The organism is Agrobacterium sp. CFBP2214 (assembly GCF_030209895.1).
In the GTDB taxonomy this organism is placed as follows: domain Bacteria; phylum Pseudomonadota; class Alphaproteobacteria; order Rhizobiales; family Rhizobiaceae; genus Agrobacterium; species Agrobacterium radiobacter.
This window is the reverse complement of record NZ_JARVRC010000024.1, coordinates 1-23663: the sequence shown is the minus strand read 5'-3', so window position 1 is coordinate 23663 and position 23663 is coordinate 1. Positions and strand designations below refer to the sequence as shown.

The 23663-nt window shown below is 60.0% G+C and carries 24 protein-coding genes and 1 pseudogene; 12 read left to right on the top strand and 13 right to left on the bottom strand.

The features are described 5' to 3' along the window. Positions 1 to 69: 69 nt before the first annotated feature. The 5 genes from QRN60_RS25380 (at position 70) to QRN60_RS25360 (ending at position 3639) form a co-directional block, all read left to right on the top strand. A complete protein-coding gene (locus tag QRN60_RS25380; protein WP_065687562.1) occupies positions 70 to 357 on the top strand; it encodes a TraC family protein in 288 nt (95 codons plus the stop codon). Beyond that, positions 347 to 580, top strand: a complete 234-nt coding sequence (locus QRN60_RS25375) for a conjugal transfer protein TraD (protein WP_003517392.1) — start codon at positions 347 to 349, stop codon at positions 578 to 580. Before QRN60_RS25380 ends, QRN60_RS25375 begins: the two co-directional genes overlap by 11 nt. Next, the gene (gene traG, locus QRN60_RS25370) at positions 577 to 2496 is read left to right on the top strand and encodes a Ti-type conjugative transfer system protein TraG (protein ID WP_112207147.1); all 1920 of its coding nucleotides are present in this window, start codon (positions 577 to 579) and stop codon (positions 2494 to 2496) included. Before QRN60_RS25375 ends, traG begins: the two co-directional genes overlap by 4 nt. A 519-nt stretch (positions 2497 to 3015) precedes the next feature. Beyond that, positions 3016 to 3327, top strand: coding sequence for a WGR domain-containing protein (locus tag QRN60_RS25365; protein ID WP_087747464.1), 312 nt, complete (start codon positions 3016 to 3018; stop codon positions 3325 to 3327). Between the two features lie 33 nt (positions 3328 to 3360). Further along, positions 3361 to 3639: an HU family DNA-binding protein gene (locus tag QRN60_RS25360; RefSeq protein ID WP_087747419.1), complete on the top strand. Its 279-nt coding sequence runs from the start codon at positions 3361 to 3363 to the stop codon at positions 3637 to 3639. Positions 3640 to 3793: 154 nt separating this feature from the next. Here QRN60_RS25360 and QRN60_RS25355 read toward each other — a convergent pair whose 3' ends face one another. From QRN60_RS25355 to QRN60_RS25320, 8 genes and pseudogenes are all read right to left on the bottom strand, one after another. Further along, positions 3794 to 3955 (bottom strand): hypothetical protein, encoded by a 162-nt coding sequence (locus tag QRN60_RS25355; protein WP_019565695.1) that lies wholly within the window; start codon positions 3953 to 3955, stop codon positions 3794 to 3796. 318 nt (positions 3956 to 4273) lie between these two features. Next, entirely contained in the window at positions 4274 to 4585 is a 312-nt protein-coding gene (locus tag QRN60_RS25350; protein ID WP_087747416.1) for a DUF736 domain-containing protein, read from the bottom strand. Positions 4586 to 5175: 590 nt separating this feature from the next. Continuing rightward, positions 5176 to 6108, bottom strand: a complete 933-nt coding sequence (locus QRN60_RS25345) for an ArdC family protein (protein WP_087747414.1) — start codon at positions 6106 to 6108, stop codon at positions 5176 to 5178. A 431-nt stretch (positions 6109 to 6539) separates the two neighbouring features. Further along, positions 6540 to 7138, bottom strand: a pseudogene (locus QRN60_RS25340) (hypothetical protein). Positions 7139 to 7643: 505 nt separating this feature from the next. Beyond that, positions 7644 to 7961, bottom strand: coding sequence for a DUF1419 domain-containing protein (locus tag QRN60_RS25335; RefSeq protein ID WP_336376889.1), 318 nt, complete (start codon positions 7959 to 7961; stop codon positions 7644 to 7646). Positions 7962 to 8135: 174 nt separating this feature from the next. Further along, entirely contained in the window at positions 8136 to 11393 is a 3258-nt protein-coding gene (locus QRN60_RS25330) for an error-prone DNA polymerase (RefSeq protein WP_111829574.1), read from the bottom strand. Then, complete coding sequence (locus tag QRN60_RS25325) at positions 11390 to 12901, bottom strand: Y-family DNA polymerase (RefSeq protein ID WP_162686313.1); 1512 nt, start codon at positions 12899 to 12901, stop codon at positions 11390 to 11392. Before QRN60_RS25325 ends, QRN60_RS25330 begins: the two co-directional genes overlap by 4 nt. Beyond that, positions 12822 to 13598, bottom strand: coding sequence for an ImuA family protein (locus QRN60_RS25320; RefSeq protein WP_111785359.1), 777 nt, complete (start codon positions 13596 to 13598; stop codon positions 12822 to 12824). Before QRN60_RS25320 ends, QRN60_RS25325 begins: the two co-directional genes overlap by 80 nt. Before the next feature lie 281 nt (positions 13599 to 13879). Here QRN60_RS25320 and ligD point away from each other — a divergent pair, with 281 nt between their 5' ends. Both ligD and QRN60_RS25310 read left to right on the top strand, forming a co-directional pair. Further along, positions 13880 to 14932 carry a non-homologous end-joining DNA ligase gene (gene ligD / locus QRN60_RS25315; RefSeq protein ID WP_111785360.1) on the top strand — a complete coding sequence of 351 codons (1053 nt, stop codon included), beginning with the start codon at positions 13880 to 13882 and terminating at the stop codon, positions 14930 to 14932. A 59-nt stretch (positions 14933 to 14991) separates the two neighbouring features. After that, a complete protein-coding gene (locus QRN60_RS25310) occupies positions 14992 to 15765 on the top strand; it encodes an SOS response-associated peptidase family protein (RefSeq protein WP_111785361.1) in 774 nt (257 codons plus the stop codon). A gap of 83 nt (positions 15766 to 15848) precedes the next feature. On the opposite strand, the gene ada is transcribed toward QRN60_RS25310, so the two are convergent. Further along, positions 15849 to 16871 carry a bifunctional DNA-binding transcriptional regulator/O6-methylguanine-DNA methyltransferase Ada gene (gene ada / locus QRN60_RS25305; RefSeq protein WP_111785362.1) on the bottom strand — a complete coding sequence of 341 codons (1023 nt, stop codon included), beginning with the start codon at positions 16869 to 16871 and terminating at the stop codon, positions 15849 to 15851. Continuing rightward, the gene (locus QRN60_RS25300; RefSeq protein ID WP_111792157.1) at positions 16871 to 17275 is read right to left on the bottom strand and encodes a YybH family protein; all 405 of its coding nucleotides are present in this window, start codon (positions 17273 to 17275) and stop codon (positions 16871 to 16873) included. The genes ada and QRN60_RS25300 overlap by 1 nt, the downstream gene beginning before the upstream one ends. A 176-nt stretch (positions 17276 to 17451) precedes the next feature. On the opposite strand from QRN60_RS25300, the gene QRN60_RS25295 reads away from it, so the two are divergent. The 4 genes from QRN60_RS25295 (at position 17452) to QRN60_RS25280 (ending at position 19722) form a co-directional block, all read left to right on the top strand. Beyond that, entirely contained in the window at positions 17452 to 17964 is a 513-nt protein-coding gene (locus QRN60_RS25295) for an RrF2 family transcriptional regulator (protein WP_129567479.1), read from the top strand. Between the two features lie 11 nt (positions 17965 to 17975). After that, the gene (locus QRN60_RS25290) at positions 17976 to 18728 is read left to right on the top strand and encodes an SDR family oxidoreductase (protein ID WP_087747397.1); all 753 of its coding nucleotides are present in this window, start codon (positions 17976 to 17978) and stop codon (positions 18726 to 18728) included. A 15-nt stretch (positions 18729 to 18743) separates the two neighbouring features. Continuing rightward, positions 18744 to 19181, top strand: a complete 438-nt coding sequence (locus QRN60_RS25285; RefSeq protein ID WP_087747395.1) for a cupin domain-containing protein — start codon at positions 18744 to 18746, stop codon at positions 19179 to 19181. A gap of 94 nt (positions 19182 to 19275) precedes the next feature. Further along, on the top strand, positions 19276 to 19722 hold the full coding sequence (locus QRN60_RS25280) for a carboxymuconolactone decarboxylase family protein (RefSeq protein WP_087747393.1): 447 nt from the start codon (positions 19276 to 19278) through the stop codon (positions 19720 to 19722). Positions 19723 to 19786: 64 nt separating this feature from the next. Here the strand turns inward: QRN60_RS25280 and QRN60_RS25275 are convergent, their stop codons facing one another. Beyond that, positions 19787 to 20710, bottom strand: a complete 924-nt coding sequence (locus tag QRN60_RS25275; RefSeq protein WP_087747391.1) for an SDR family NAD(P)-dependent oxidoreductase — start codon at positions 20708 to 20710, stop codon at positions 19787 to 19789. 61 nt (positions 20711 to 20771) lie between these two features. On the opposite strand from QRN60_RS25275, the gene QRN60_RS25270 reads away from it, so the two are divergent. Then, positions 20772 to 21707: a LysR family transcriptional regulator gene (locus tag QRN60_RS25270; protein ID WP_087747389.1), complete on the top strand. Its 936-nt coding sequence runs from the start codon at positions 20772 to 20774 to the stop codon at positions 21705 to 21707. A gap of 292 nt (positions 21708 to 21999) precedes the next feature. On the opposite strand, the gene QRN60_RS25265 is transcribed toward QRN60_RS25270, so the two are convergent. Next, complete coding sequence (locus QRN60_RS25265) at positions 22000 to 22404, bottom strand: RidA family protein (protein ID WP_022557141.1); 405 nt, start codon at positions 22402 to 22404, stop codon at positions 22000 to 22002. Between the two features lie 112 nt (positions 22405 to 22516). Beyond that, positions 22517 to 23164, bottom strand: a complete 648-nt coding sequence (locus QRN60_RS25260) for a LysE family translocator (protein WP_034499637.1) — start codon at positions 23162 to 23164, stop codon at positions 22517 to 22519. Positions 23165 to 23663 lie beyond the last annotated feature (499 nt).

Here is a 23663-nt window from a genome sequence, read left to right as displayed (position 1 = left end):
TTGACTAACATTTTCTAGTCAGTTAAAAGACGGGATAGAAATTTCCAAAGACGTTGAGAGGACTTGACTATGGCCACTAAGCCTGCGCTCATGGATATTGATGCTCAAATCGAGAAGCTTCGCGAACGAAGAAAAACTTTAATAGTAAAATCAGCTGATCGTTTCGCGCGTGCGGCGACGAAGTCGGGATTGGCGGAGATGGAGATCGCTGACGAGGAGGTGGATCGCATCTTCGACGAGATCGCAGCGCGATTTCGCAACGGCGAGAAGAAGCAGGCCGCTGGCTCACCTGCTTCGCCGCGTGGACAGGCAAATGGAGCGACTGGTTCGGAAACGGAGGCTCCACATGACAGCTGACCGAAAGAAGGGAGCGAGAGAAAAGTTCTTGCTCGGCGACATTGTCGTTCGCGCGGGCCTGTCGAACGCCGATCGGGCTTTCCTGCTTGGCGGGCTTCTAGAAATGAAGCGGGTTGTGCAGGGGACACCTGAACATCGGCGTCTGTGCGATATCGGAGAGCTGGCCTTCAGAGATGCGGCATCCAACGGCGGGTTAGAACGCTTTTTGAAGGTGGCGGAATGAAGGGAAAGGCCAAACAGCATCCGAGCCTGTTGCTCATGATCATTCCCATCGCCGTCACAGGATTTTCCTTTTACGTCGCCCACTGGCGTTGGCCTGAATTGGCGACCGGCATCACAGGCAAGACGCAATACTGGTTCCTTCGGGCGTCACCGGTGCCCGTCCTTTTGTTCGGGCCGCTGGCTGGATTGCTGGCGGTCTGGGCGCTGCCCCTCCATCGGCGAAGACCCGTGGCGTTGGCAAGCTTTCTCTGCTTTCTCCTGATGGCCGGCTTTTACGGGTTGCGCGAGTTCGTGCGGCTTCAGCCGCTCGTAGAGAGCGGTGTGCTGACCTGGGATCGGGCGCCGTCATTCGTCGACATGATTGCGGTCATTGGCGCAGCGATGGGGTTCATGGCGGCCGCGGTCGCGGCGCGCATCTCCAGCGTCGTGCCCGAACAGGTGACGCGCGCCAGGCGCGGAACATTCGGAGATGCAGACTGGCTGCCGATGTCGGCGGCGGCACGGCTGTTTCCCGATGATGGTGAAATCGTTATCGGTGAGCGCTACAGGGTCGACAAGGAACTCGTCCATGAGCTGCCGTTCGATCCGAACGATCCGGCCACCTGGGGACGCGGTGGCAAAGCCCCGCTGCTGACCTACGCCCAGGATTTCGATTCGACTCACATGCTTTTCTTCGCGGGCTCCGGTGGCTTCAAGACCACCAGCAACGTCGTGCCGACGGCGCTCAGATATACGGGTCCGCTCATTTGCCTGGATCCGTCCACCGAGGTGGCCCCGATGGTCGTTGACCACCGAAGAGATAAACTCGACCGAGAGGTTGTTGTTCTCGATCCGGCAAATCCGGTCATGGGATTTAACGTGCTCGACGGCATCGAGCACTCGCTAAAAAAGGAAGAGGACATTGTCGGCATCGCGCACATGTTACTCTCGGAAAGCTTGCGCTTCGAATCGTCGACTGGCTCTTACTTCCAATCGCAGGCACACAATCTGCTGACTGGTCTTCTAGCGCATGTGATGCTGTCACCGGAATATGCAGGACGGCGAAACCTGCGCAGCCTGCGCCAGATCGTCTCCGAGCCGGAAACCTCCGTGCTCGCCATGCTGCGCGACGTACAGGGACACTCCGCGTCCGCCTTCATCCGCGAAACGCTCGGCGTCTTTGTTAACATGACCGAGCAAACGTTCTCAGGCGTCTATTCGACGGCATCGAAGGATACGCAATGGCTGTCGCTCGATAATTACGCGGCACTGGTTTGCGGCAACACGTTCAAATCGAGCGAGATCGCTGGCGGAAAGAAAGACGTCTTTATCAATATCCCCGCATCGATCCTGCGGTCCTATCCCGGTATCGGTCGGGTGATCATCGGCTCGCTGATCAACGCGATGATCGAAGCGGATGGTGCGTTCACGAGGCGAGCGTTGTTCATTTTGGACGAAGTCGATCTGCTTGGCTACATGCGCGTGCTTGAAGAGGCACGCGATCGCGGTCGCAAGTATGGCGTTAGCATGATGCTGATGTACCAGTCCGTCGGGCAACTGGAACGGCACTTCGGAAAAGACGGTGCGGTGTCGTGGATCGACGGCTGCGCTTTCGCGAGTTACGCCGCGATCAAGGCACTGGATACCGCCCGCAACGTCTCTGCCCAATGTGGAGAAATGACTGTCGAAGTCAAAGGCCGTTCTCGCAATCTCGGCTGGGGTACGAAAAACAGCGCATCGCGGAAATCAGAAAACATCAATTTCCAGCGCCGCCCGTTGATAATGCCGCACGAAATCACCCAATCGATGCGCAAGGACGAGCAGATCATTATCGTCCAGGGCCATAGTCCGATCCGCTGCGGGCGGGCGATCTATTTCAGGCGGAAGGACATGGATATACAGGCCAGGCCCAACAGGTTCGCCAAGCTGCGACCTTGACGGCTCAGGCGTTTTCTTGCGGACCGTATTCGGCTTCTATTGGCCATTTCGTTGCCTTCATCAGCGCCATTCCTGCGTCGATCATCTTTCGCTCTTTGATCAGGTCGTTGTATCTCATTGAAGGATGAGCATGGACACCGCAGCATTGACGATGTGCTCACTAAACCCGCCCTAAAGCCTCTCCAGCGTAGATGACAGCTGCTCCTGTATCGTAGTCGTCGCGGTCGCCACCTCCTCAATGGATGCCATTTGATCCTCCTTTTTGGAAAACATGCGATGCCTGAACATGGACCGACTGACGATTGGAAGCGAAGACAGCTCGCCATCTGATTTACCGGCTGTGCTCACCTCAACGATCGCGCCCGGGCGTATCGTTCAGACCGGGAAGCTTGATCCCGTGAGGATGATCGGACACTGCCGAAACCGCAACAGGCATCCATCACAGAAATGAATCGGAAGCGACCTTTCGATTCATAAGTCTCGTTGGACCAGATCGCGAGCATCGCCGATCATGCGGGGATGGGAACACACCACTACCAGCTTTATTGCCAGAGGATCGATGCCAACAGGAACATGGCCCGATATTACGCGCTTGCGATCCGGCCAACCCTTTTTGGCGAAATAGCCGTCGTGCGAAGCTGGGGACGGATCGGCAAGGCTGGCGGGGAGATGACCGAGGTGTTCGGCAATGAGAATGATGCGATATCGCGCTTTCTCGAACTGGTACTGCAGAAGCGCAAAAGGGGCTATCAACCGGCAAGAAACTGTGGAAACCCCTGCAGGAGCGCCACTCTAAAGACATCGCCGCATGACAACGTAACGATCGCCTGAAAGGGTTTTCCCGTCTTTAACGAGGAAACCGTCATGACCACAACCAATGAAATCGCCGAAAAGATCGCATCCGAACAGAACCTGACCAAAGCCAAGGCGAAATCGATCGTCGAAACCGTCTTCGCGTCGATCACGACGGCAGCCACGTCCGGAGCGGAAACATCTATCCCCGGATTCGGCAAGTTCAAGATCAAGGATACCCCGGAGCGTGAGGCTCGCAATCCGGCAACCGGCGCCACCATCAAGGTTGCCGCTGCGAAGAAGCTTATGTTCCAGCCCGCCAAAGCACTGAAAGATGTGCTGAACAAGTGAGCCGCACCGCGGCAAGCGAGGTTGTCAGGGGGAGCCGCCAAAGCGGCTCCCGGCGGCGGAGTATCATTGGCGCTGCTTGCCTTGACGCTTAAAGCTGATCCCGATCTCGATGGCAATCGGACGATGGTGGCAGCATTGCGGGTGTATGCCGCCCTCAGAAGGGCGGCACGGCGTCAACGGAACCGTCCTGCTCGGCCATGATAACGGCCAGTTCCGCCAGCGCCAGTTCCAGCTCCGCTGCGATCTGGCGACGCTCGTCCGGGTGGCAATGGTTCATCTCGGCGCGCAGTTCTTCGATATGTTGTTCCAGCAGCATCGTCATCCCTTGACGTTTGAGAAAGATGTCGCCGCCGGGCGTGAGGAAAGGACGGGGTCAGGGATCGCGTCGGCGACCGCCAGAGGCGGCGAGCGGGGTGCCGGGTTTGTTGGAGCGCAGGGAACCGGAGCGGAAGCAAAATCGGGGGGCCACGCGAAGTCCTTGAGGCCGGCATTTGCTCACGGCACGATTGGTCACTCTGAGCAGCCCCACCTTTCCGCATCGCGGCCGGAAGGAGGAAGCGGGCTCGATGCCCGGTTCCTCCCTGATTTGAGCAAGGGAAAAGCCCCGCCGCTTCCGGCAGGGCTTCGTCTTTGGTCAGGCGTCGCGCTTCGGGCGGTTCCAGACCAACGTGTAGTCGCCTTCCTTCTCGGTCGGCCAAAGTGCCGCGTTGATCGGGGCTGGAAAGCTCGGATCGTCGAGCTTTACCGAGATGTAGGGCTCTCCGTCGCCGGAAACCTGGCTCCAGGCCGCGCCGACTTCGGCCGCTCCGGACATGATCCGGAAGTCGGGAGCGTCGCGGGATGTGCGTTCGATCGGGTTCAGGCGGGCCTTCATGGAGACCGTCAGAGTGCGTACGTGGCCGAGGATGGTGTTGCCGTTGGTGGTGAATTCGCCGATGACTGCCATTGTCGTGATCCTTTCGGTTTGATCGGGCCGCGACCATCGCGTCCTCGATGACTGTCGATTTGATCGGGGACGATCGGACCGCATCCCCAGGGACCGGAACGCAATGGAGGGCGGCGGGAGACGGCTTTCTTGGACCGCGAGGAATGCGAACGCAGGTCGCAGGGGAAGAAAGGGGGCGATGCCGTTGCGGATGAACGATCGAGGCGCAGCCGCTCTTCGATCAGACATGTCAAATCGAGGCCGCGTTGGCCGTGCCCACTTGCTATGCCCGAATGGATGGCAACAATGGCCAGATCGATCGTTTGGGAATTTGCCGGGCCAATGCGACAAGTCCGGGGAGCGTTGCCGAACTTTCCGTCTCGATGGCGGCTCCGGTTTTCGATCGGGCACATGTCGCCCATGCTTGCTCGTATCCGCAAGAATGACCTGTTGCTGATGCAGGACGCATTAGGGCCAGTCGCAGCAAAACTGGCTCGCGCCCGCACGGAACAAGATCGCCTTCGCTTTCCTCCCAAACGGTCAATCCGCGCTGCCCGGATTCAGATTTTGGGAGCAGCACCAAAGGACGCTCTAAAAAGAGAGGAGCGCTATTACACTGCCTCCCTCGTCGCGCAGGCATCCGCCCTTGGCTGAAGACCGTGGAGATAATTGACCGCCCGCTGCGCATGCGCGGCCGCCTGGAAAATTGCCCGTTTGTCGTTGGCCAGCACCGAGAGCCATGACTGCAGATAGGATGCGTGATCCGGCCGCGACTCAAGTTCCGGCGCGATACCAAGGTCAGCGCAGAGGAAGCAACTGCCAAGTTCGGCAATGAGTTCTTCCCGCGCCCGCTCCGTCCGGTCCTTGGCATAGCGCGACAGGTCACGTCCCACGCGATGTTCTGCCGCCGTCCAGTGGGTCGCCTCATGGCTGAGGACTGCCGCGTACCCGGCGGCATCGCGGAAGGCTTCGAACGGCGGCATCTGGATATAGTCCATGGCCGGAGAATAGTATGCCTGGTTGCCGCCGTGCCGAATGACTGCGCCGGTATTGCGGAAGAACTCGTCGGCGTGACCGATGCGCTCGATCGGGCTCAGGAACGGTTCGGGCGCGCCATGATAGTGGTCAGGCAGGCCGTCGATCTGCGCCACGTTGAACACCGTGTACGATTTAAGGAACGGAATATCGCGCTCCACCTCGCCGCCGTTGCTGTCGGTCTCCGACTTGGTGAAGCGGCTTGCATAGATGACCGTCGTTCCGGTCTCGCCCTTGCGAACAGCTCCATCCAGCTGCAAGGCCTGTTTGAACGTCATCCATGTCGGCGAGACATAGCCCCTCGCTGTGCTCTCCGACCACAACAGCAGCACGTTGAGACCGCTATAGGCTTCGCCGTTGTGGCGGAGCGGCCGGGTGATCCATCCGGTCGTGTTTGCGGCCGACCAGGGCTTCATCCAGGGACGGACGCCTTTTGCCAGATCCGCAACGATCCTGTCGGTGATCCCCGCATAGAGATCGGCGCGCTCGCCCTGCCCTTTTCTTTTCATATCCTTCAACCTCCGTTTTCGGAGGTCGCGACCATCGCGACCCCGTCACGTCGGTCAAAAGCCGGGGAGATCAGGGATGAGCGCACGCGGAACGCGCCGTAACAACGTGAAGGAGGGCGAAGCCCTTGCGCGAGACCCTCGGCCCGGCAGACCGAAGGCGGGACGGGGTAGCAATGGACAGATTACCGATCTTCATCCGCAGCCAATGCAGGGGCTTCGCCAGCAAGACCACTTTCTGCCGCACGGCAGCCGACGGAATCTTAGCAACGGCGCGGTTGAGGTTGGGACCTTCTGTCGACGCATTGAAGTCGCGTCCCGTCGTTGATCCGAGGCGGTGGCCGGCACAGGCCCTCGTGACTTCGAGCTGACGAGAACAGGGCACCTTCGTCTACGTGAACAAAAGCGGGGCAGGAGCCCCGCCGTGATGGATGTTATTCGAAGGCTGACAGCTGGACTGCTGCCGCCTTGCGGTCGAGCGTCTGGCCGGGATTTTCGACCGGCCGGTCGAAGGGCTTCCATGTTTCGCCGACCACCTGCTCATAGGCTGCGACAGCGCCGACGGCCGCCATTCTGAGCGCATGTGCCTGGATGCCCATGTCGGCTGCGAATTCGCGCTTGCGCTGGGCGACGCTCTCATAGCCGACCGGACCGTCGAGATCCTCGTCGCGGGCATCCGCAGCGCTCTTGGCGGTGGCGTCCCGCGCCTCGGTGACGGCGCGGGAGTAGAACTGGCCGGCGCCATGGGCCGATCCGACATAGGCCCCGACGATGCGCTGCAGATGGATCTGCATCGCCCGGTCGCCAAGGCCATCGGAAGTGCGGTGGCGGTTCCGACGATCAGGCGCTCGTGCATGTCACGGATGCCGTCGCCGTCGACAATGGCGGTCCCGAAGCTTTCGGCGATCCGAAGCGCCTGTGTTTCATCGGGGCATGAAAGGCGGACCATTTCGAGGGTGGCGCCTCTGCGCAGCGGCACGACGCGGGCGGATTGGCGGATTGATTGACGGAATTGGGTTGCTGACTTTGCCATGGTGGTCTCCTTTGCTTCGCCGAAGTGTCGGCCCCCTGGCCGTTCTGTCCTTCGGTGCGGTCGAAAGGAACAGGCGCAATCCGGGCGGATCATGGCCCGGGCAGGCCAGATCGAGCGAAGCAGGCAGGCGGTCAAGCAGGGGTGACAAGCCCTTGCGAAGCCCGCGTGCCTGCTTTGTCGAGAGCGGCATGACCGGCCGCCCCGCGGCGCGACAGCGGCCTTGAACCGAACGGGCGCCGGTTCAGACGCCACGAAACCGAAGGACAGAACGGCCAGAGGCAAACCTCGGATGCCGAAGCTGAGAGGAAACCACGCAAGACCCGCGCCAGGCCGCGCCGATCCAACGTCCAAGCCGCAGCTTGCCCAGTCGCCACAACCGCCGACGTCACTATCGGCTCGTGGTCCCGTTTGGCCTGAGCCACCCGGCAGATGTGCACGGGCACGCAATGATGCGATTGCATCCTCCTGTCGCGCGAGCTTTCACGAAAGTCCATCGACGGAGGGATTATGCCGCAGAAACGCGATAATCGTCCGCAGTGCTCGACCAGATATGTTCCAGCTTCTCGTCGTGCGTCATCGCTCGGGAGGGCCTGGATTCGCGTTCAATGATAGCGCTTCGCATGCGTTCGGGCGAGCTCTTGTCGGCCAGGTCGCAATAACCGCGGAGGTGCCGGAGGCACCCGTCGACCGACAGAGAGAAGAGGATGCTGGTGACCAAACCGGTCGGGAATTCGCGCATAGCGAATATCCCGGCCTTGATCGAGAGCAGCGGCAGTATCTCAAACGCGTAGTCGTGGGGTGTGCATCGGCGATCTTGAACCATTCGCCGCTGTAGAGCGCGCTGTCGTCCCACTCCCATACATGCTCAGCCTCGTTCGGTAATGATCGCGCTGATGTGGCACCCATGGCTGCACGCCAACTCTACTGTTTTCCCAAAAAAATGCTGCGGGGGCCCTCGAGGGACGCCAAGCGGTGCGGCTCCCGGGATAGCGAAAAATTACTGAAAATTCCTGCTCTTCACCTTCAGCGTATCGATATGGAGATCGGGTGTGAACATGTCCCGCGGGACAACAGGCTTTTGTCGATCACGCGAATCCGGCCCGCCGCCTCCATGGGCAAACTCGTCGCCCCGCCCGGCCGGCAGCCTGAACCCGGTATCCCGATCAGCCAGGCCAACGAGATCGCCTGACAGGTCAAACAATTGCTGTGCGACAAGGTGCACGACCTCCCCTTCCCGCTGAATCCGCCCATTGATCGCCATCATCGAGGATCCGAGCACCACCCGCCGGCGCTTCTCGAACAGTGACGGCCAGACTACGATGTTGGCAGGGCCTGTTTCGTCCTCGATGGTGATGAACATGACGCCCTTTGCCGATCCCGGCTTCTGGCGCACCAGCACCAGACCTGCAGTATAAACCCATCGCCCATCCCGAGCATTCATCGCCTCCGCACAGGGGATGATATTGCGTGCCGACAGGTCCCTGCGCAGGAACGCAACCGGATGCTGGCGTAGCGTCAAGCCCGTATGGCTGTAATCTTCGATGACGTTGTGCCCGTCCGTCATCTGCCGAAGGGCGACCTCCGGCTCCTGCTGCTCAGCAATTGCCGCCATCTCGCGCTCAGTCGCCGCGGCAAACAACGGCAAGGGTTCATCGCGCAGCGCCTTGATGGCCCAGAGCGCGTCGCGCCGTTCGAGTTTGAGCGATGGCAGAAAGGCATCGGCCTCTGCCAGCTGGACAAGGGCCTCCGTCGGCACACTGGACCGGCGCCACATGTCATCGACGGATAAGAAAGGACTATTCATTCGTGCCGTCACGATCCGCGCTGCGTCAGCGACAGCCAGTCCCTTCACCTGCCGAAATCCAAGCCGGACAGCATGCCGATTGGTGCTGCCGATCTTTTCCAGAGTGCAGTCCCAGCGCGAGCGGTTGACGCACACAGGTCGCACTTCGACGCCATGCTTGATCGCATCACCGACGATCTGGGCTGGAGCATAAAAACCCATCGGCTGACTGTTGAGAAGGGCGGCACAAAAGACATCCGGATAATGGCACTTGATGTAGTTCGAAGCGTAGGCAATCAATGCAAAAGAGGCTGCGTGGCTCTCGGGAAAGCCGTAGGAGCCGAAGCCTTCAAGCTGCGAGAAGGTCTTTTCGGCAAACTCGGCTGAATATCCGTTCTTGACCATCCCGGAGACGAGTTTCTCTTTGAAGCGTGAGACCCCGCCGGTGAACTTGAAAGTGGCCATGGATTTGCGCAGCTGGTCGGCCTCCCCGCCAGTAAAGCCGGCGCAGACCATGGCGACCCGCATAGCGCTTTCCTGAAACAGCGGCACGCCCAGCGTCTTGCCGAGCACGGCCTCAAGCTCGGGTGTGGGATATTCGACCGGCTCCTTGCCTTCGCGGCGGCGAAGATAGGGGTGCACCATGTCGCCCTGGATAGGACCGGGCCGGACGATCGCCACCTGCACGACCAGATCGTAGAAGGTGCGGGGTTTCAGGCGCGGCAGCATCGCCATCTGGGCACGGCTCTCGATCTGGAAGGTGCCGAGCGTGTCAGCCTTGCGGATCATGGCGTAGGTCGCGGCATCTTCCTGCTCGATCTTCGACAGATCGAGATCATCGCCCTTGTGTTCGCGAATAAGATCGAAGGCCTTTGCCATGCAGGTGAGCATGCCGAGCGCAAGGACGTCCACCTTCATGAATTTCAGCGCCTCGACGTCATCCTTGTCCCACTCGATGATCTGCCGGTCTTTCATCGTTGCCGGCTCGATCGGCACGAGATCGTCCAGCCGGTCATGGGTGAGGACAAATCCTCCTGGATGCTGGCCAAGGTGGCGTGGTGCACCCATCAGCTGCTGCGCGAGTTTCAGGGTGAGCGCTAAGCGCCTGTCATCGGGGTTGAGATTGAGTTCCCTGATGTTTCGGTCGGGCACTTCCTCCGACCAGGACCACATGCCTGATGACAGCGCCTTGATCACGTCTTCCGGCAGGCCGAGCGCCTTGCCGACATCGCGGATTGCGCCCTTGGCCCGATAACGGGTGACGGTCGCGCAGAGTGCCGCCTTGTCCTTGGTATAGGTCTTGTAGATCCACTGTATGACCTCCTCGCGCCGTTCATGCTCGAAGTCGACATCAATGTCAGGCGGCTCGTCGCGTTCCTGGCTGACGAAACGCTCGAAGAGGAGATCATTGGTCGAGGGATCGATCGATGTGATGCCGAGAATATAGCAGACGGCGCTGTTGGCGGCCGATCCCCTGCCCTGACAGAGAATGCCCTGGCTTCTGGCGAAGCGCACGATCGAAAATACCGTGAGGAAATACGGGGCGTATTTCATGGTGCGGATGAGGTCGAGCTCATGCCGCACGGTTTTCAGGACATCCGGCGGCAGTCCTTCGGGATAGCGGTCGGGCACGCATTCCCAGACATAATGCTCAAGCGAGGCTTGCGCATCCTTGCCGGGCACGATTGCTTCCTCCGGATATTGGTAAGTGAGCTCCTCAAGCGAGAACTTGCAGCGACGCACGATTTCCAAGGTGCGCGCCAGTGCTTGCGCGTAGCGCGGAAACAGGCGTTCCATTTCCTCCGGTGGCTTGAGGTAGCGGTCGGCGTGGCGTTCGCGCTCAAAGCCGACATCGTCGATCGTGGTGTTGTGCCTGATACAGGTGACGATATCCTGCAATTGCCGGCGGCCCGGCTCATGAAACAGCACGTCACTGGTGACGACGGTTCTGACCTTGAACCGCGCCGCCATGTTGGAAATCTCATGCAGGCGCAACTGGTCGTTCGGTCGCCGGCGCAGACAGAGAGAGACGTAAGCGCGATCACCAAACCGCTCAGCCATTTTTCGGAGCTGCGCGGCACAGGTGGCATCCGGCAGATCCGGCACAAGAATGCCGATCATGCCCTCGGAGTAAGCGACGATATCGTCCCAATGCAGGATGCAGTTGTTCTTGCCGCCACGCGATTTGCCGAGCGTGACGAGGCGCGTCAGGCGCGAATAGGCGGAACGGTCCATCGGATAGACCAGCACAGACATGCCGTCGGCGAGATCGAGGCGACAGCCGACGACAAGACGGACACCCGTTGCACGCGATGCTTCAAGTGCCCGGACGATGCCTGCCAGAGAATTCCGATCGACGACGCCGAGTGCCTCTATCCCCAAGATTTGGGCGGTTTCAAACAATTCCTGTGCAGAGGAGGCGCCGCGTAGAAAGGAAAAGTGGGTCGTGACCTGAAGCTCGGCGTAGCTCATGCGAAGATCCCGTGGCAGAACCAGCGATGGGAACCGGTTTCGGGATCGACCCCGTCGCCGGAGCGGAATACCCACAGGCGCTCGCCTGCCTCGTCCTCGATGACAAAGTAGTCGCGCACGGCGTCCATCTCGGCATCGCGCTGCCACCACTCTCCAAAAATGCGTTCAGGACCATCGGCACGTTTGACCTTGCGGCGTTTGCCACGCCAGACGATGGAGACTGGGGGCCGGTCCGGCATCAGCGCGATCGCCTCGATCAACTCAGGTCTCGGCAAGAGACGAACGGGGCGGCGCCAATGGCTGACCCAGGCAACGGCGATCGGTTCGGCGACGGGGCTGATGCGCTGGACAGAGCGTTCCGGCACATCGGAGGCGACCGGTGCGACGCGATAGACCCTCTGCCCCCGGTTTCCATAGAGGTCGATCAGCGGCGTGACATCAGTGACCTCATCCTCGACCAGAGCAGAGGCTTGCTGAGCCTCCTCGAGAGGCTCGGCTATCACGGCGAGCAGGATCAGCTTTTCGATCCCGAAGCCCGGCTCGATCTTTTCCGTCCGGTCCCGAAACAGTTTTGTCAGCCAGGCGACATCGCGGGCGGGCCTGGCGGTTCCGGCGCGGATGGCCTGCCTCGTGCCATCGACCTTCTCGACGATCAGGTCGGCACGGCGAACGCCAAGCCCGCGCTTCTGGAGTTCGTCAACGAGTTGGACGACCAGACGGCCAACATATTTATTGATTGTTTCCGCAGCCCCGATCGGTTCGGCGAAGGCCTTGGAGACTTCAACCAGCTCTGCGGTCCGGATCGGTTCGACCGGCTCGGCGACACGACAGAGCATCTGGTCGAGACGGCGGCCGACCTCCGGACCGAGGCGCAATGTCAGCGGGGCCCGCGGGGTGTTGGCAAGCTCGCCGATTGTCTGGAAACCGAGAATGCGCAGATCAGAGACGATCTTTGACGGCAGGCGCAGAAGCGAGATCGGCAGTTTTTCGACGGCACGGGCCGTCTCGCCCGGAGGAACGACAATCGTTTCGCGATTGATTGCGCGGGCGCAAGCATGGGCAGCACCCCAGCTGTCGGCAACCGCCACGCGCGCCGTCAGTTTTCGGGCAAGAAACTGGTTGGCGATCTTCGTCACCATCGGCAGTTCACCACCCTGCAGATGATCGGCGCCTTCGGTATCCATGACAATGCCATCGATCCCGTCAACGGCGACGATCGGCGAATAGATCGTCAGCGCCCAGAGCGTGATGCGTTCGAGAGCGACGTGATCGGCTGCGGGATCTGCGTCAACCATCATCAGGCCGCGAAACAGCGACTGCGCCTTCGCCGCCACCATGCCGACATGCACGCCTGCCTTTCTCGCAGCCGGGTCGGCAGCCGAAACCCATCGCTTGGAACCGCTTTTGGCGATTACCGCGATTGGCTGTTCAGGCGGAATGGAGGGATCGGCTCGACGAATGCGATCCGTCGGCAGATCCGGAAGATAAATGGATACGACCCTTGTCATCACACGCTCTCACGAGAAACTCAGCACACTCACCCGCTTTCACGCGCATCAATTCCAAAAACCACTGAGGCCTGCCCACCCCCGGTACCGGCAGCTCCTCGGACGGCATCACACTCACCCGCCATCTGGTGGTTGACGCCGTCGGCTGGCCAAAATCATTCGCCTCCGTCTGCCGTCGCCACCGGCGGACACCAAGCGCCATCGTCCCGGTTCGCTCGGCAGCCAGCTGCAGGCGTCGGGAACTGACCATCGACAGGCGGACAAGTTCGCCGACGACCGCCCCGAGACCGCCAAACGAGAGCCCCTCCTCCATATTGGCCAGAACGTCCTCTTCCCTGTCGGACTCCACGAAAATGACGCGGTCGGGATGGAGACCGACCCCTGCAAGCGCCGGAAAAAAGAGATCCGGCCTCGTCAGACACCAGATGACGGGGCCTTTGGTTCGCGCGGCAATGCCGGCCACAAAAAGCGCAGCGGCTGCACCATCGACCGTACCGGATCCGCCGCCCGCAAACTCATGCAGGGCTCCATAAGCAAGACCCCCGCCAGGCAAGGCCGCGTCAATTTCGGGGACGCCGAAGGCGAGTGTGCCAGCCCGTTTCGCGGCTGCGCCCTCCATCGAGGCAATGCGGTCGCGCAAGTCGCAGATCACATCCAAGACCCCTCCAGGAGCCCTGGGGGAACGCGCAGCAGTCATCGTTCACGGCTCCCTTCAAGGTCGCGTTGGCGGTTTCGACATCATGTCGCACAGGCTATTTGTTCATTGTTTGTTCTGATGACGCGAAAGAGTCAAGCACCACAAGGTTGAGGAATACTATCCTAGTATTAGCAAAACCGAAGATTCGAAAAGGATTCAAGGATGTAGGGATAACAAGAATTTTTACCGTACTCCCCTAGTGTCGAGCTCCGGATCGTGGATAGCGGGGATAGATGAGCGGCGTCACACTATTCTTAAGGTTTTCGTGCTGAACTCTCGCCATGACGAAGCCAACGAGATCAAAGCCGCTCCTTCGTGATATCGAAGCCCCGATCCGCTCAAAGCCGCGTCGGAAGCGTAACCCTGCACAGCCACAGCTTCTGTTCGATCCGATGCCCGACCGCGTCGGGCCGGCGCTTGCGCAATTGAAGGCCCATCCGCCACGAGGTGACCAGTGGAGCTGGGAGCTGAAGTGGGATGGCTATCGGCTGGCGGTCCACATCGAGCCGACAGGCGTCCGCATCCTTACCCGCGGGGGTCATGACTGGACGCACCGGTTTCCGGCTATAGAACAGGCAGCCCGCGCGCTCGGACCGGCAACGATGATCATCGATGGCGAAGCGGTGGTGCTCGACGATGAAGGGCGGCCGGATTTCGGGCTGCTTCAGAAGTCGTTGGGGGCTTCGGGCAAGACGGCCGGTAACCGGTCATCTGATGCCGTCCTCTACGCTTTTGATCTTATGTATCTCGACGGCCACGATCTGCGGGAGACGGAATACCGATCACGCCGTCATCTTCTCGAGGATACGATAAAGGCAAATGACGGCGCCATCCGTCTGTCGGAAACACTCGACGCCGAACCAGACGTCCTGTTGGAGCATGTCCACAGCCTTGGCCTCGAGGGGATCGTCGGCAAGCGTCTCAATCAGCCCTATCGCTCCGGCCGCACCGGCGACTGGGTGAAGATCAAATGCGTCGACAGCGAAGCGTTCATGGTTGTTGGCTACGAGCCATCCACCGCATCGCCGGGCGGTTTCGCATCGCTGGCGCTTGCTGCCTATCATGGCGATGAGCTCATTCATGTCGGAAACGTCGGCACGGGCTTCAAAGAAGCCGAGATGATCAGGCTGCGCAAGATACTCGACAAACTCCGCTGGAAACGAAAGCAGCCGCCCGTTCCCTATCCCGGAAAAACCGACATTGTCTGGGTCGAGCCGACGCTGATCGCTGAGATCGAGTTTCGGGCGTGGACCAGCGAGGATAAACTGCGGCATGCTTCCTACAAAGGACTGCGGGAACGGCAGGACAATGCCGACGTTTACAAGCTAGACTAGAGACGCAGGCGGACGTCACCGGACAAACTGCATTCGGTCGCAACGGAGGAATTGCTGCCATGTGCAATCTTTATCGCATGGAAGACAAGGACTGGGTCTCGAAATGGGCTCAGGATGCCGAAAGCTTTATTAACCTGATGCCGGCGTATCAGATGAACCCCGACCAGCTGGGGCCGATAGTCCGTAACACGGCTGACGGGAAGAAGCAGCTCGTGCACGCCCGCTGGGGCCTGCCCTCGCCTCGCTTCGCCTTGGAAAAAGCGGCCAAAGCCAAGGCCGAGAAACTCGCAGCCAAGGGCAAGCCCTTCGATCTTGAAGAACTGATCCGCATAGAGCCCGACCGCGGCACGACGAACGTCCGCAAGCTCAATTTCCCGCACTGGACGCGATGGTTCGGCGTGGAGCACAGGTGCCTCGTCCCGGTCACAAGTTTTGCCGAACCGGATCCGGCAAGCAAAGAGGACGGTGGCAATGTGCCCAATGCATGGTTTGCGCGCGACGAGGCAAAATCGCTGATGTTCTTCGCCGGTATCCACGTGCCGCAATGGAAAAGCGTCCGCAAGGTGAAGGATGGAATGACCACGGACGATCTCTATGGCTTCCTGACCACGGATCCGAACGATCTTGTGAAGCCAATCCACGAAAAGGCCATGCCTGTTCTGCTGCTGACGAAAGAGGAAACCGACGTCTGGATGCGAGCACCTTGGGAGGAAGCAAAGCACCTCGCCCGCCCACTACCAAACGATGCGCTCATCATCCTGTCACGTGAGCCCTACGGATCGTCAATCGTATCGAAATCTGGCGAGCCGGTGGAGCAAGACGGTCTGGTGTAACCCATTAGCCGTTTCGCTCGGCAGGAGCACTCCACAATCGGGTCAACCACCGCGGCGCCGTTGTGCGAGAACATGATTTCAATTTAACGTCGTCCCTCTCTTCGCAGTAGCTCAGCCTTCCGCTCGATTCCCCAGGTATAGCGGAATGACGCTCCATCTTTTCTCACAACACGGTGGCAGGGAATAGCGATGGCGAGTGGATTGCTCGCGCAGGCGCTAGCCACAGCCTTACCGGCCTTCGGATATCCAACCCTCGCTGCGAGATCTTCATAGCTGATGATCTCGCCCGGAGAAATATCTCGCAACGCCAGCCAGACGCGACGCTGGAAGGTAGTCCCACGCAGGTCGAGCGGCAAGTCGAAGCCGACCTCCGGGCGCTCAACCATTCCAACAACCTTGGCGACGGTATCCTCGTATCGTTCGTCCCCTCCGACAAAGTTCGCGTTTGGAAATCGATCCTGAAGATCTGTCAGGAGGGCGGCAGGATCATCCCCAAGGAGAATTGCCGCAACGCCCTTGGCGCTCGATGCAACCAGGATCGCCCCAAGCGATGTCTGGCCGACTGCAAAGTGCAGCGTTTCCCTGCGCCCGCCCGCCCTGTAGTCTGCCGGAGCCATTCCGAGCGCGCGGCTGCATACCGCGTAGAACCTTCCGCTGGAACCGTATCCTGCGTCATAGAACGTCGATGTAATGGTCCTGCCCGGTTTTAGTCCTTCGCGGACGAGTTGAGCCCTCCTCTCGAGCATGTATGCTCGCGGGGTCATTCCAGTGTGTGCACGGAACGTTCGGTGGAAGTGCCCTTCACTGACGCCGAGCGCATGCGCGAGCGCCGCGACGGTCGGCGAGCTGTCTCCGGCATCAATCAGCCTGCACGCCTCAGCCACCAGATCGGCATTCCTCCTTGCGAATTCCTCATCATTGGGACGGCATCGCAGGCACGGGCGAAAGCCTGCTCTTTGTGCGTCGGAGACGCACCCGAACCAGCGCATGTTCTCTGGCCGGGGAGGACGGGAGATGCAGGTCGCCCTGCAGTAGACGCCGGTTGTGAGGACGCCGCGGAATGCGAGCGCTGTCGCTTCGGTCAGAACTTCCGCGGCATCCGTCATCAGCCGGCGCTCCTCTGCATCGAGCCAAACGGGTTGTCGATGAGGTAACGCCACAGGCCGTCCGGGCCACGGCGGGCGATGTCCGTTGCGGTCGCCACCATGTTGATCTTCGTGCCGTCCCGCGCCGTGCCGATATACGACCAATCGAGAATGAGGGACGCGATGTCGCCCGCCACGAACAGGTGACGCTGCGTGATCGACATCTGAAGGCCGAGGCTGAAGTACTTGGAGAGCTCCCTGCCGATCGCCTCCCTGCCGACGTGAGCGACCCCTGCGGCGTCTACGATCAATCCTTCCGGGTCGTAGAAACCGAGCATGGTCTCGACGTCGAGCGAGTTCAGGTGTGCAAGGAGCGCCGGGACGATACCTTCCGGCGTCGAGGAGAGTGCGAGCTTGGTAGTCATTCGATGTCCTTTGTTGTTGTTTCCGCTCTTGCGAGCATCGTGACAATGGGCGGACTTCCAGCCGTCGAAACTCCGTTTTCTGATCTCATATTCGCAATTTCGAGCACTTGATGTGATCACGGGTTGACTCCGATCAAAATCATAGACATTTTATATCCACGATTAGGAGATGCAACATGAAACTGAGCGAAGGCGTCGAACAGGCGATCCACTGCACGGCATTCCTGGCGGGGCTGTCGCAAGACGGCGTGCTGTCGGCTGCAGCACTGGCCGAACTCCACGGCGTGTCGACAAGCTATCTGCTGAAGCACCTTCAGGCGCTGTCCGGCGCAGGCATCGTCGCGACAACACCAGGGCCGAAAGGCGGCTACAGGCTGGCCAAGGCCCCACGCGAAATCAGCCTCCTGGATATCGTCCTCGCGGTCGAGGGACCGGCGCCCGCTTTCCGCTGCGCCGAAATCCGCCAGCGAGGGCCGAACCCTCTACCGCAGCGCTATTTCACAAAACCCTGCCAGATCAACGCCGCGATGCTGAAAGCCGAGAAAGCGTATCGCGCAGAACTCGCCAAGGTGTCCGTTGCGGACCTTCTGGCGGATCTCGGCGCAGACGACGACGGTGGTATCGCCGCCCGCGGATGCGCCTACCTTGAACTCCACGAACGCAAGACGGGCAATCGCGCCTCGTCATAGGAGGAATCACCATGACCAAGATGAAGAAGGTCGTCGTCATCGGCGGCACGGGCCTGATCGGCTCGAAGGCAGTGAAGTTGCTACAGGACGCCGGCCACGAAGCCGTCGTCGCAAGCTCCCGCAACGGGATCAATGCCTACACAGGCGAAGGACTGGCCGACGCGCTAGCGGGCGCCGACGCCGTCATCGACGTTTCCAACATGATGTCGTTCGACAAGACTGTGATAACCGACTTCTTTGGAACGTCGAGCAGCAACCTGACGATCGCAGAAAAGGCCGCGGGCGTACGCCACCACGTCGTCCTTTCCATTGTCAACGCTGACCAGCTCGCGGCCAATCCCTACATGGCCGGCAAGCTGGCGCAGGAGGAGACCGTCGCGGCGTCGGGCCAAGGGTACACCATCGTCCGCGCGACGCAGTTCCATGAGTTCATCGAGACCCTGGCCGGCGCTTATGCGGCGGACGGCGCAGTGAAAGTGCCGGATACCGACTTCCAGCCGATCGCGGCCGACGACGTCGCCGCTGCTCTGGTGGAGGCCGCGCTCGGCGAGCCGAAGAACGGAACCGTCGACCTTGCCGGACCTGAACGGGGACCGTTCGAATCTTTCATCCGGACTTATCTTGATGCCAGGGGCGACGCTCGTCCGGTCAAAGCCGACGAGGCCGTCGACTACTTCGGCGCTCCCGTTGTCGCCGGCTCACTGGTTCCCGGCGGGGACTACATCAAGGGCCGGATCACTCTCACAGAATGGCTCAAGGCATAGGCAGAGAGGCACATCATGAAGACCATCTTCTATGCCGCTACGGCACTTGCGGTCGCTCTGGCCACAGCTTCCGCTCATGACGTCGTCAAGCCTGGACTTGTGTACGACACGAAGGACGCAAATGTGACGCTGGTTTACGAGCATCCCCTCCCGGACGTTCCAGGCAAGAGCGTCAAGGGCGTGCTCGTCGAGTACGGCCCCGGCGGCTACAGCTCCGCCCATACGCACGCAAAATCCGCCTTGATCTATGCGACGGTTCTCGAAGGCGCGATCCTGAGCGCCGTGAACGGTGGCGAGACGAAGACCTTCATCGCCGGTCAGAACTTTACCGAGCTGCCGGGCGACCATCACGACGTCAGCGCCAACGCCAGCAAGACCGAGCCGGCGAAGCTCCTCGCCGTCTTCGTCGTCGACACCGATGACGACGCCCTGACGACGCCGCGCAGGCCGTAGCGCTAGCTACCAGACCTACCTCCTCAACTACTGCACAAGCAACGACGGTTTACCCGGCGAACGGAGAACCGTGTCCACGAGAAAGGAAAACGATATGACCCGCATGAACTGGTCCGAAGTCGCCCCCGACGGCGCAAAGGCACTCTTCGGCGTCCATCACTACGTTACCAAGAAGACGAACCTGCCTGAAGAGCTGATTCATCTCGTCTTCCTGCGCGTGTCGCAGATCAACGGCTGCGCCCATTGTATCGACATGCATAGTCGCGATCTGCGCAAGACGATGTCCGTCGATAAGATCACGCTTGTTCCGGTCTGGGACGAAGTGCCCCAGCTGTTCAACGATCAGGAACGGGCCGCTCTCGCCTGGGCCGAGGAGGTGACCAACGTCAGCCAGACCCGCGCCTCGGACGAGGCTTATGCCGCGGCCGCGTCAGCCTTCGAACCGAAGGATCTCGTTGATCTGACGATAACGATCGCCGCGATGAACGCCTTCAATCGCTTGGGCGCGCCATTCCGGCTTCCGGTGGCGGCCAAGGCCTGATCAGCGTCCGGTCATCGCTCGACGAGCACCCTGCCGGTCCGGACAGGTCGACAGGGTGTTCTGCTCACAGAGGCAATCCCAGCAACCGCGTCGCGATCTCCCAGAGGCGGACCGCGTTGTCCTCATCAACGGCGTATCTCGCCACGCCTTTGAAGGGCCCAGGTCCCCGCTCGTCAACGACCGAGGCCTCCTGGCAATCGTCGAAATATCTACCGGAAATGCCTTCGACGAGCGGCGAACCCGCCAGCAGCACCGACGTGGCTGCCCCCTGCTCTATTGTCTTGCGCAAATGCTCGGGGGTTCGCAGGCCTCCGGTGTGCTTCTGAAGCCCCGTGGCAATCGCTCCGGGATTGAGCGCGTTGGACGTTATCCCGTCGCTGGCCCAGTTTTTGGTGATCCCAACGGACAGCAGGATGCAGGCTGTCTTCGATTGCCCATAAGCAAGCAGCGGATCGTATGGAATGAAGCGGAAGTCCGGATCGTCCCAGAACACGGGCGCGAACAGGTTGCCAGTCGAGGAGACGGAAACTACACGGGCACCATTTGCCTTGGCTAGATGCCGTCGCAGCGCTAGCGTGAGTGCGAAATGCCCCAGATAGTTCGTCGCGAACTGCATCTCCCGTCCTTCCGCAGTCCGCTGGATTTCCGGAATGGCCATGACGCCCGCATTGTTGACGAGAAAGTGCAAAGGCTCGTTCCAGTTCTCCGAGAATTCCTGCACGGAAGACAGATCCGCGAGGTCGAGGCGCCGAACGCGCAGTTGAGCCTCGGGCATACTCTTTTTCAGCTCAGCGACTGCCTTCTCGGCATCGCCCGGACGCCGGGCCGCGATCGTCACGGCGGCGCCCGCGGCGGCTAGAGCGCGGCTGGTCTCTAACCCAATACCGCCCCCTCCTCCGGTAACGATGACGTTGCGGCCTTGAAGATCGACGCCTTTCAGAACGTCGGCGGCCGTAGATGAAAAGCCGAACGGTATCGGTAAAGTCATGGTCGTACTCCTTCAGTAATCGACTTGTCCCGAAGATAAGCGCATGGCATTCATGAACTAGATGACCACCGTTACACGCAATGATGAGAAAATTCGAACAGTGGGCTTGCTCCCTCCTGGCGAGCTAGCGGCCTTCCTTGCCGTCGCCGAGCACGGAGGTTTTCGCGCTGCGTCCCGAGTTCTGGGCCAGACGGCGTCGGCGTTGAGCCACGCAGTCGCCGGACTGGAGAGACGTCTCAAAGTGAAGCTCTTCCACCGTTCGACGAGGAACGTCTCGCTGACGGAGCCTGGGCGGAGACTTGCGGAGCGGCTCATGCCGGCGCTTAGCGAAATCGGAATGGCGGTCGAGGAGCTTCACGACCAAGCCGCCTCGCCGTCCGGGCTTGTACGGATCAACTGCGACGCCAACGCCGCCGAGCAGGTGCTAATGCCGCTGTTGACGCGCTTCGTGAAGCTGCAGCCGGCAATGCGCTTCGAAATCCGGTCCGAAGGGCGACTGGTCGATATCGCCGAAGGAGGTTTCGACTGCGGCATCCGCGCGGCGGAACTCGTCCCCGGCGAGATGGTCGCAATCCCGATCGGTCCAGACCAGCAGCACATCGTGGTGGCATCGCCCGCCTATCTCGACAATGCGCCGCTTCTCGAAAGTCCGTCGGATCTCTCGCTTCACCAGTGCATCCAGCTCCGCATGGCGGGCGGGTCGATTTATCGCTGGGAGTTTCAGCGCCGGGGCGAGGATGTCGTCGTGGCGACGACCGGCAACCTCGTGGTCGACCAGTCCCGACTTCTTCTGGCCGCGGCTCTGGACGACTGCGGCCTCGCCTATGTCACTCGATGGATGGCCGAGGAAGCACTTGCGGACGGGAGACTCCGGCAGGCGTTAGCCGAGTGGACGCCGCCCTATCCTGGCCTCTGCCTTTACTATCCCAGACACCGCCATATCGGAGCGGGGATGCGGGCTTTTCTGGACTTTTTGAGGGCCAATCGATCGATCTAAGCTCTTGAACGGATACCAACTCGCGATCTGCTCATCAGACCTCTAAGTGACTGAGACTTCGACTACTAAGCGTATGCGGATCGGTGGTGCGGCGTACCGGAGCTTATGGAACCGCTAATTCCAGCCGACCAAGGAATATTATGGAGAGAATACAAACCTGTCGCAGCCGCGGCATTCGCGATACAAACCGCGGCTGGTCGTCCACCAGCTGCGTCGTTTTGTTATGTCTTCTACACCAGCTGTCCGGTCGAATTTGAGCACTTTTCGACTTCGGCGGGGATCAACTGCCGCTCTATTCCAACGGGTGCGAAGGTATAGCTGCCACAACTTTGATTTCCACAAGAAGACCGGGATGGGCAAGTTCAGAGACGCCAATGCAAGTCCACGCGCATGTTCCGCGGGGGAAAATACGGTCCTTTACCTTGCGAAAGGTATGTATGTGCTGCTGCAATCCGACATGATACGTAGTCATTTCGACAACATCTTCGAAGCTGCAACCTGCCGCTGACAAAACGGTAGCTAAGTTGTCCCAACACGCCTCGAATTGCTTCTCTGGGTCGTTGATAACATTCATGTTGGTATCACGTCCAACCTGCCCCGCGCAGAAAACCAGGTTTTCGAAGCGTACTGCAGGGGCATAGCCTGCCCGCTCCACAATGGGCTTCATTGCCAGCGGCACGATAATTTTGCGATTCACAAATGATCCTTTCTTCGTCCGCATAGGCCGAGCCAAATTAGCTAAGTGAATGCACTGATGCGATGGGGTCGTTGTATTGAAGGCGCGTTAGCCCCGGATTAGGTTGAGACGATCAGGCAGGGCTCTTTGCCAATAACAAGCGACCGCCTAGCAAAATCAAAGCCGCCCCGGAAACTGTTTTGATCCTTCTGGCGATGTGCGGGCGATTGAGGAAACCGGTGACGCTGCCGATAAGGAGGACAACTACGCCGTAAAAACCTACAGCGATCAGAGCATGTGTGAGTGCAAGCGCGGCGCCATTTGCAAGCACCTCCTGTTGGTGGCCCTCCAAGAATTGGGGGAAGACCGCAACGTAAAAGATCGCCGGTTTGGGATTGAGGAAATTGCTGAGATATCCGCGAACGAAGGCTTTCGGAGCTGTCAGGCTCATTGGAACCCGGCTTGGATTTATGACAGATGCATCCAGACCGCGCAGCGACAAGAGAGATTTGATCCCCAGCCAGATGAGATAGGCTGCACCCAACAGTTTCATGACTGTGAACAAGATTGCCGACGCTGCGATCACTGCCCCCACTCCAACAAGTGCCAACGTGGCATGAGAAACGATGGCTGCGGCGAACCCGAATACCATCCCGAAGCCGGTGAGCTTCGTGTTGCTCGGCGAATTGGCTAGGAGCAAAGCCAGGTTGGGTCCCGGTGTCACCACGATCATGGTAACGATAGAGATAAATATGAGGTATTGATGCAGAGGGATGGACATGGCAACGACCTTGCGGTTTGGGCACAATTAGAGCGTACTGCATCCGACCGTTTTCCGGCCTGAATCATACGAAGGAGTTCGAGTCGAGACGGAGTTATCGGGTACAGTGCTCCCGGGCAACAGATATGCAGAGCACCGTTTCAACGAGGTTGAGAAGTTGAGCCATCCTACATTCGTAAGGAGTGCGCTCCTGCTGTACCTTCCATGGCGATCTGCATTGAAGGCCCGCGACGACACCAGGCTTCGAAGCTCGATGTTGGATCGCGGGGACCCTCTGATGACAACGTTTATCCGATGCAGCGATCACATCACTAGCAAGGCACGAGTCCAAACTCGCAAAACGCCGCAGCTTGTGAATTTGCAGAGTTACCGCGGTCCTTTTCTGTCAGTCGACAGCTTCCGCGGCCTCCTCGATCACCTTTGCAACTGCAGCTGCCTGCGTTATATATCTATGGACTGTTCCCCCGTTGCAAGCTTGATGTTGAAGCGGTTTGACACG

Bases quoted from the DNA above. Each gene is read 5' to 3' on its own strand.
- QRN60_RS25380 (WP_065687562.1), top strand. From the start codon at position 70: ATGGCCACTAAGCCTGCGCTCATGGATATTGATGCTCAAATCGAGAAG.
- QRN60_RS25375 (WP_003517392.1), top strand. From the start codon at position 347: ATGACAGCTGACCGAAAGAAGGGAGCGAGAGAAAAGTTCTTGCTCGGC.
- traG (WP_112207147.1), top strand. From the start codon at position 577: ATGAAGGGAAAGGCCAAACAGCATCCGAGCCTGTTGCTCATGATCATT.
- QRN60_RS25365 (WP_087747464.1), top strand. From the start codon at position 3,016: ATGGGAACACACCACTACCAGCTTTATTGCCAGAGGATCGATGCCAAC.
- QRN60_RS25360 (WP_087747419.1), top strand. From the start codon at position 3,361: ATGACCACAACCAATGAAATCGCCGAAAAGATCGCATCCGAACAGAAC.
- QRN60_RS25355 (WP_019565695.1), bottom strand. From the start codon at position 3,955: ATGCTGCTGGAACAACATATCGAAGAACTGCGCGCCGAGATGAACCAT.
- QRN60_RS25350 (WP_087747416.1), bottom strand. From the start codon at position 4,585: ATGGCAGTCATCGGCGAATTCACCACCAACGGCAACACCATCCTCGGC.
- QRN60_RS25345 (WP_087747414.1), bottom strand. From the start codon at position 6,108: ATGAAAAGAAAAGGGCAGGGCGAGCGCGCCGATCTCTATGCGGGGATC.
- QRN60_RS25335 (WP_336376889.1), bottom strand. From the start codon at position 7,961: ATGGTTCAAGATCGCCGATGCACACCCCACGACTACGCGTTTGAGATA.
- QRN60_RS25330 (WP_111829574.1), bottom strand. From the start codon at position 11,393: ATGAGCTACGCCGAGCTTCAGGTCACGACCCACTTTTCCTTTCTACGC.
- QRN60_RS25325 (WP_162686313.1), bottom strand. From the start codon at position 12,901: ATGACAAGGGTCGTATCCATTTATCTTCCGGATCTGCCGACGGATCGC.
- QRN60_RS25320 (WP_111785359.1), bottom strand. From the start codon at position 13,598: ATGACTGCTGCGCGTTCCCCCAGGGCTCCTGGAGGGGTCTTGGATGTG.
- ligD (WP_111785360.1), top strand. From the start codon at position 13,880: ATGACGAAGCCAACGAGATCAAAGCCGCTCCTTCGTGATATCGAAGCC.
- QRN60_RS25310 (WP_111785361.1), top strand. From the start codon at position 14,992: ATGTGCAATCTTTATCGCATGGAAGACAAGGACTGGGTCTCGAAATGG.
- ada (WP_111785362.1), bottom strand. From the start codon at position 16,871: ATGACGGATGCCGCGGAAGTTCTGACCGAAGCGACAGCGCTCGCATTC.
- QRN60_RS25300 (WP_111792157.1), bottom strand. From the start codon at position 17,275: ATGACTACCAAGCTCGCACTCTCCTCGACGCCGGAAGGTATCGTCCCG.
- QRN60_RS25295 (WP_129567479.1), top strand. From the start codon at position 17,452: ATGAAACTGAGCGAAGGCGTCGAACAGGCGATCCACTGCACGGCATTC.
- QRN60_RS25290 (WP_087747397.1), top strand. From the start codon at position 17,976: ATGACCAAGATGAAGAAGGTCGTCGTCATCGGCGGCACGGGCCTGATC.
- QRN60_RS25285 (WP_087747395.1), top strand. From the start codon at position 18,744: ATGAAGACCATCTTCTATGCCGCTACGGCACTTGCGGTCGCTCTGGCC.
- QRN60_RS25280 (WP_087747393.1), top strand. From the start codon at position 19,276: ATGACCCGCATGAACTGGTCCGAAGTCGCCCCCGACGGCGCAAAGGCA.
- QRN60_RS25275 (WP_087747391.1), bottom strand. From the start codon at position 20,710: ATGACTTTACCGATACCGTTCGGCTTTTCATCTACGGCCGCCGACGTT.
- QRN60_RS25270 (WP_087747389.1), top strand. From the start codon at position 20,772: ATGACCACCGTTACACGCAATGATGAGAAAATTCGAACAGTGGGCTTG.
- QRN60_RS25260 (WP_034499637.1), bottom strand. From the start codon at position 23,164: ATGTCCATCCCTCTGCATCAATACCTCATATTTATCTCTATCGTTACC.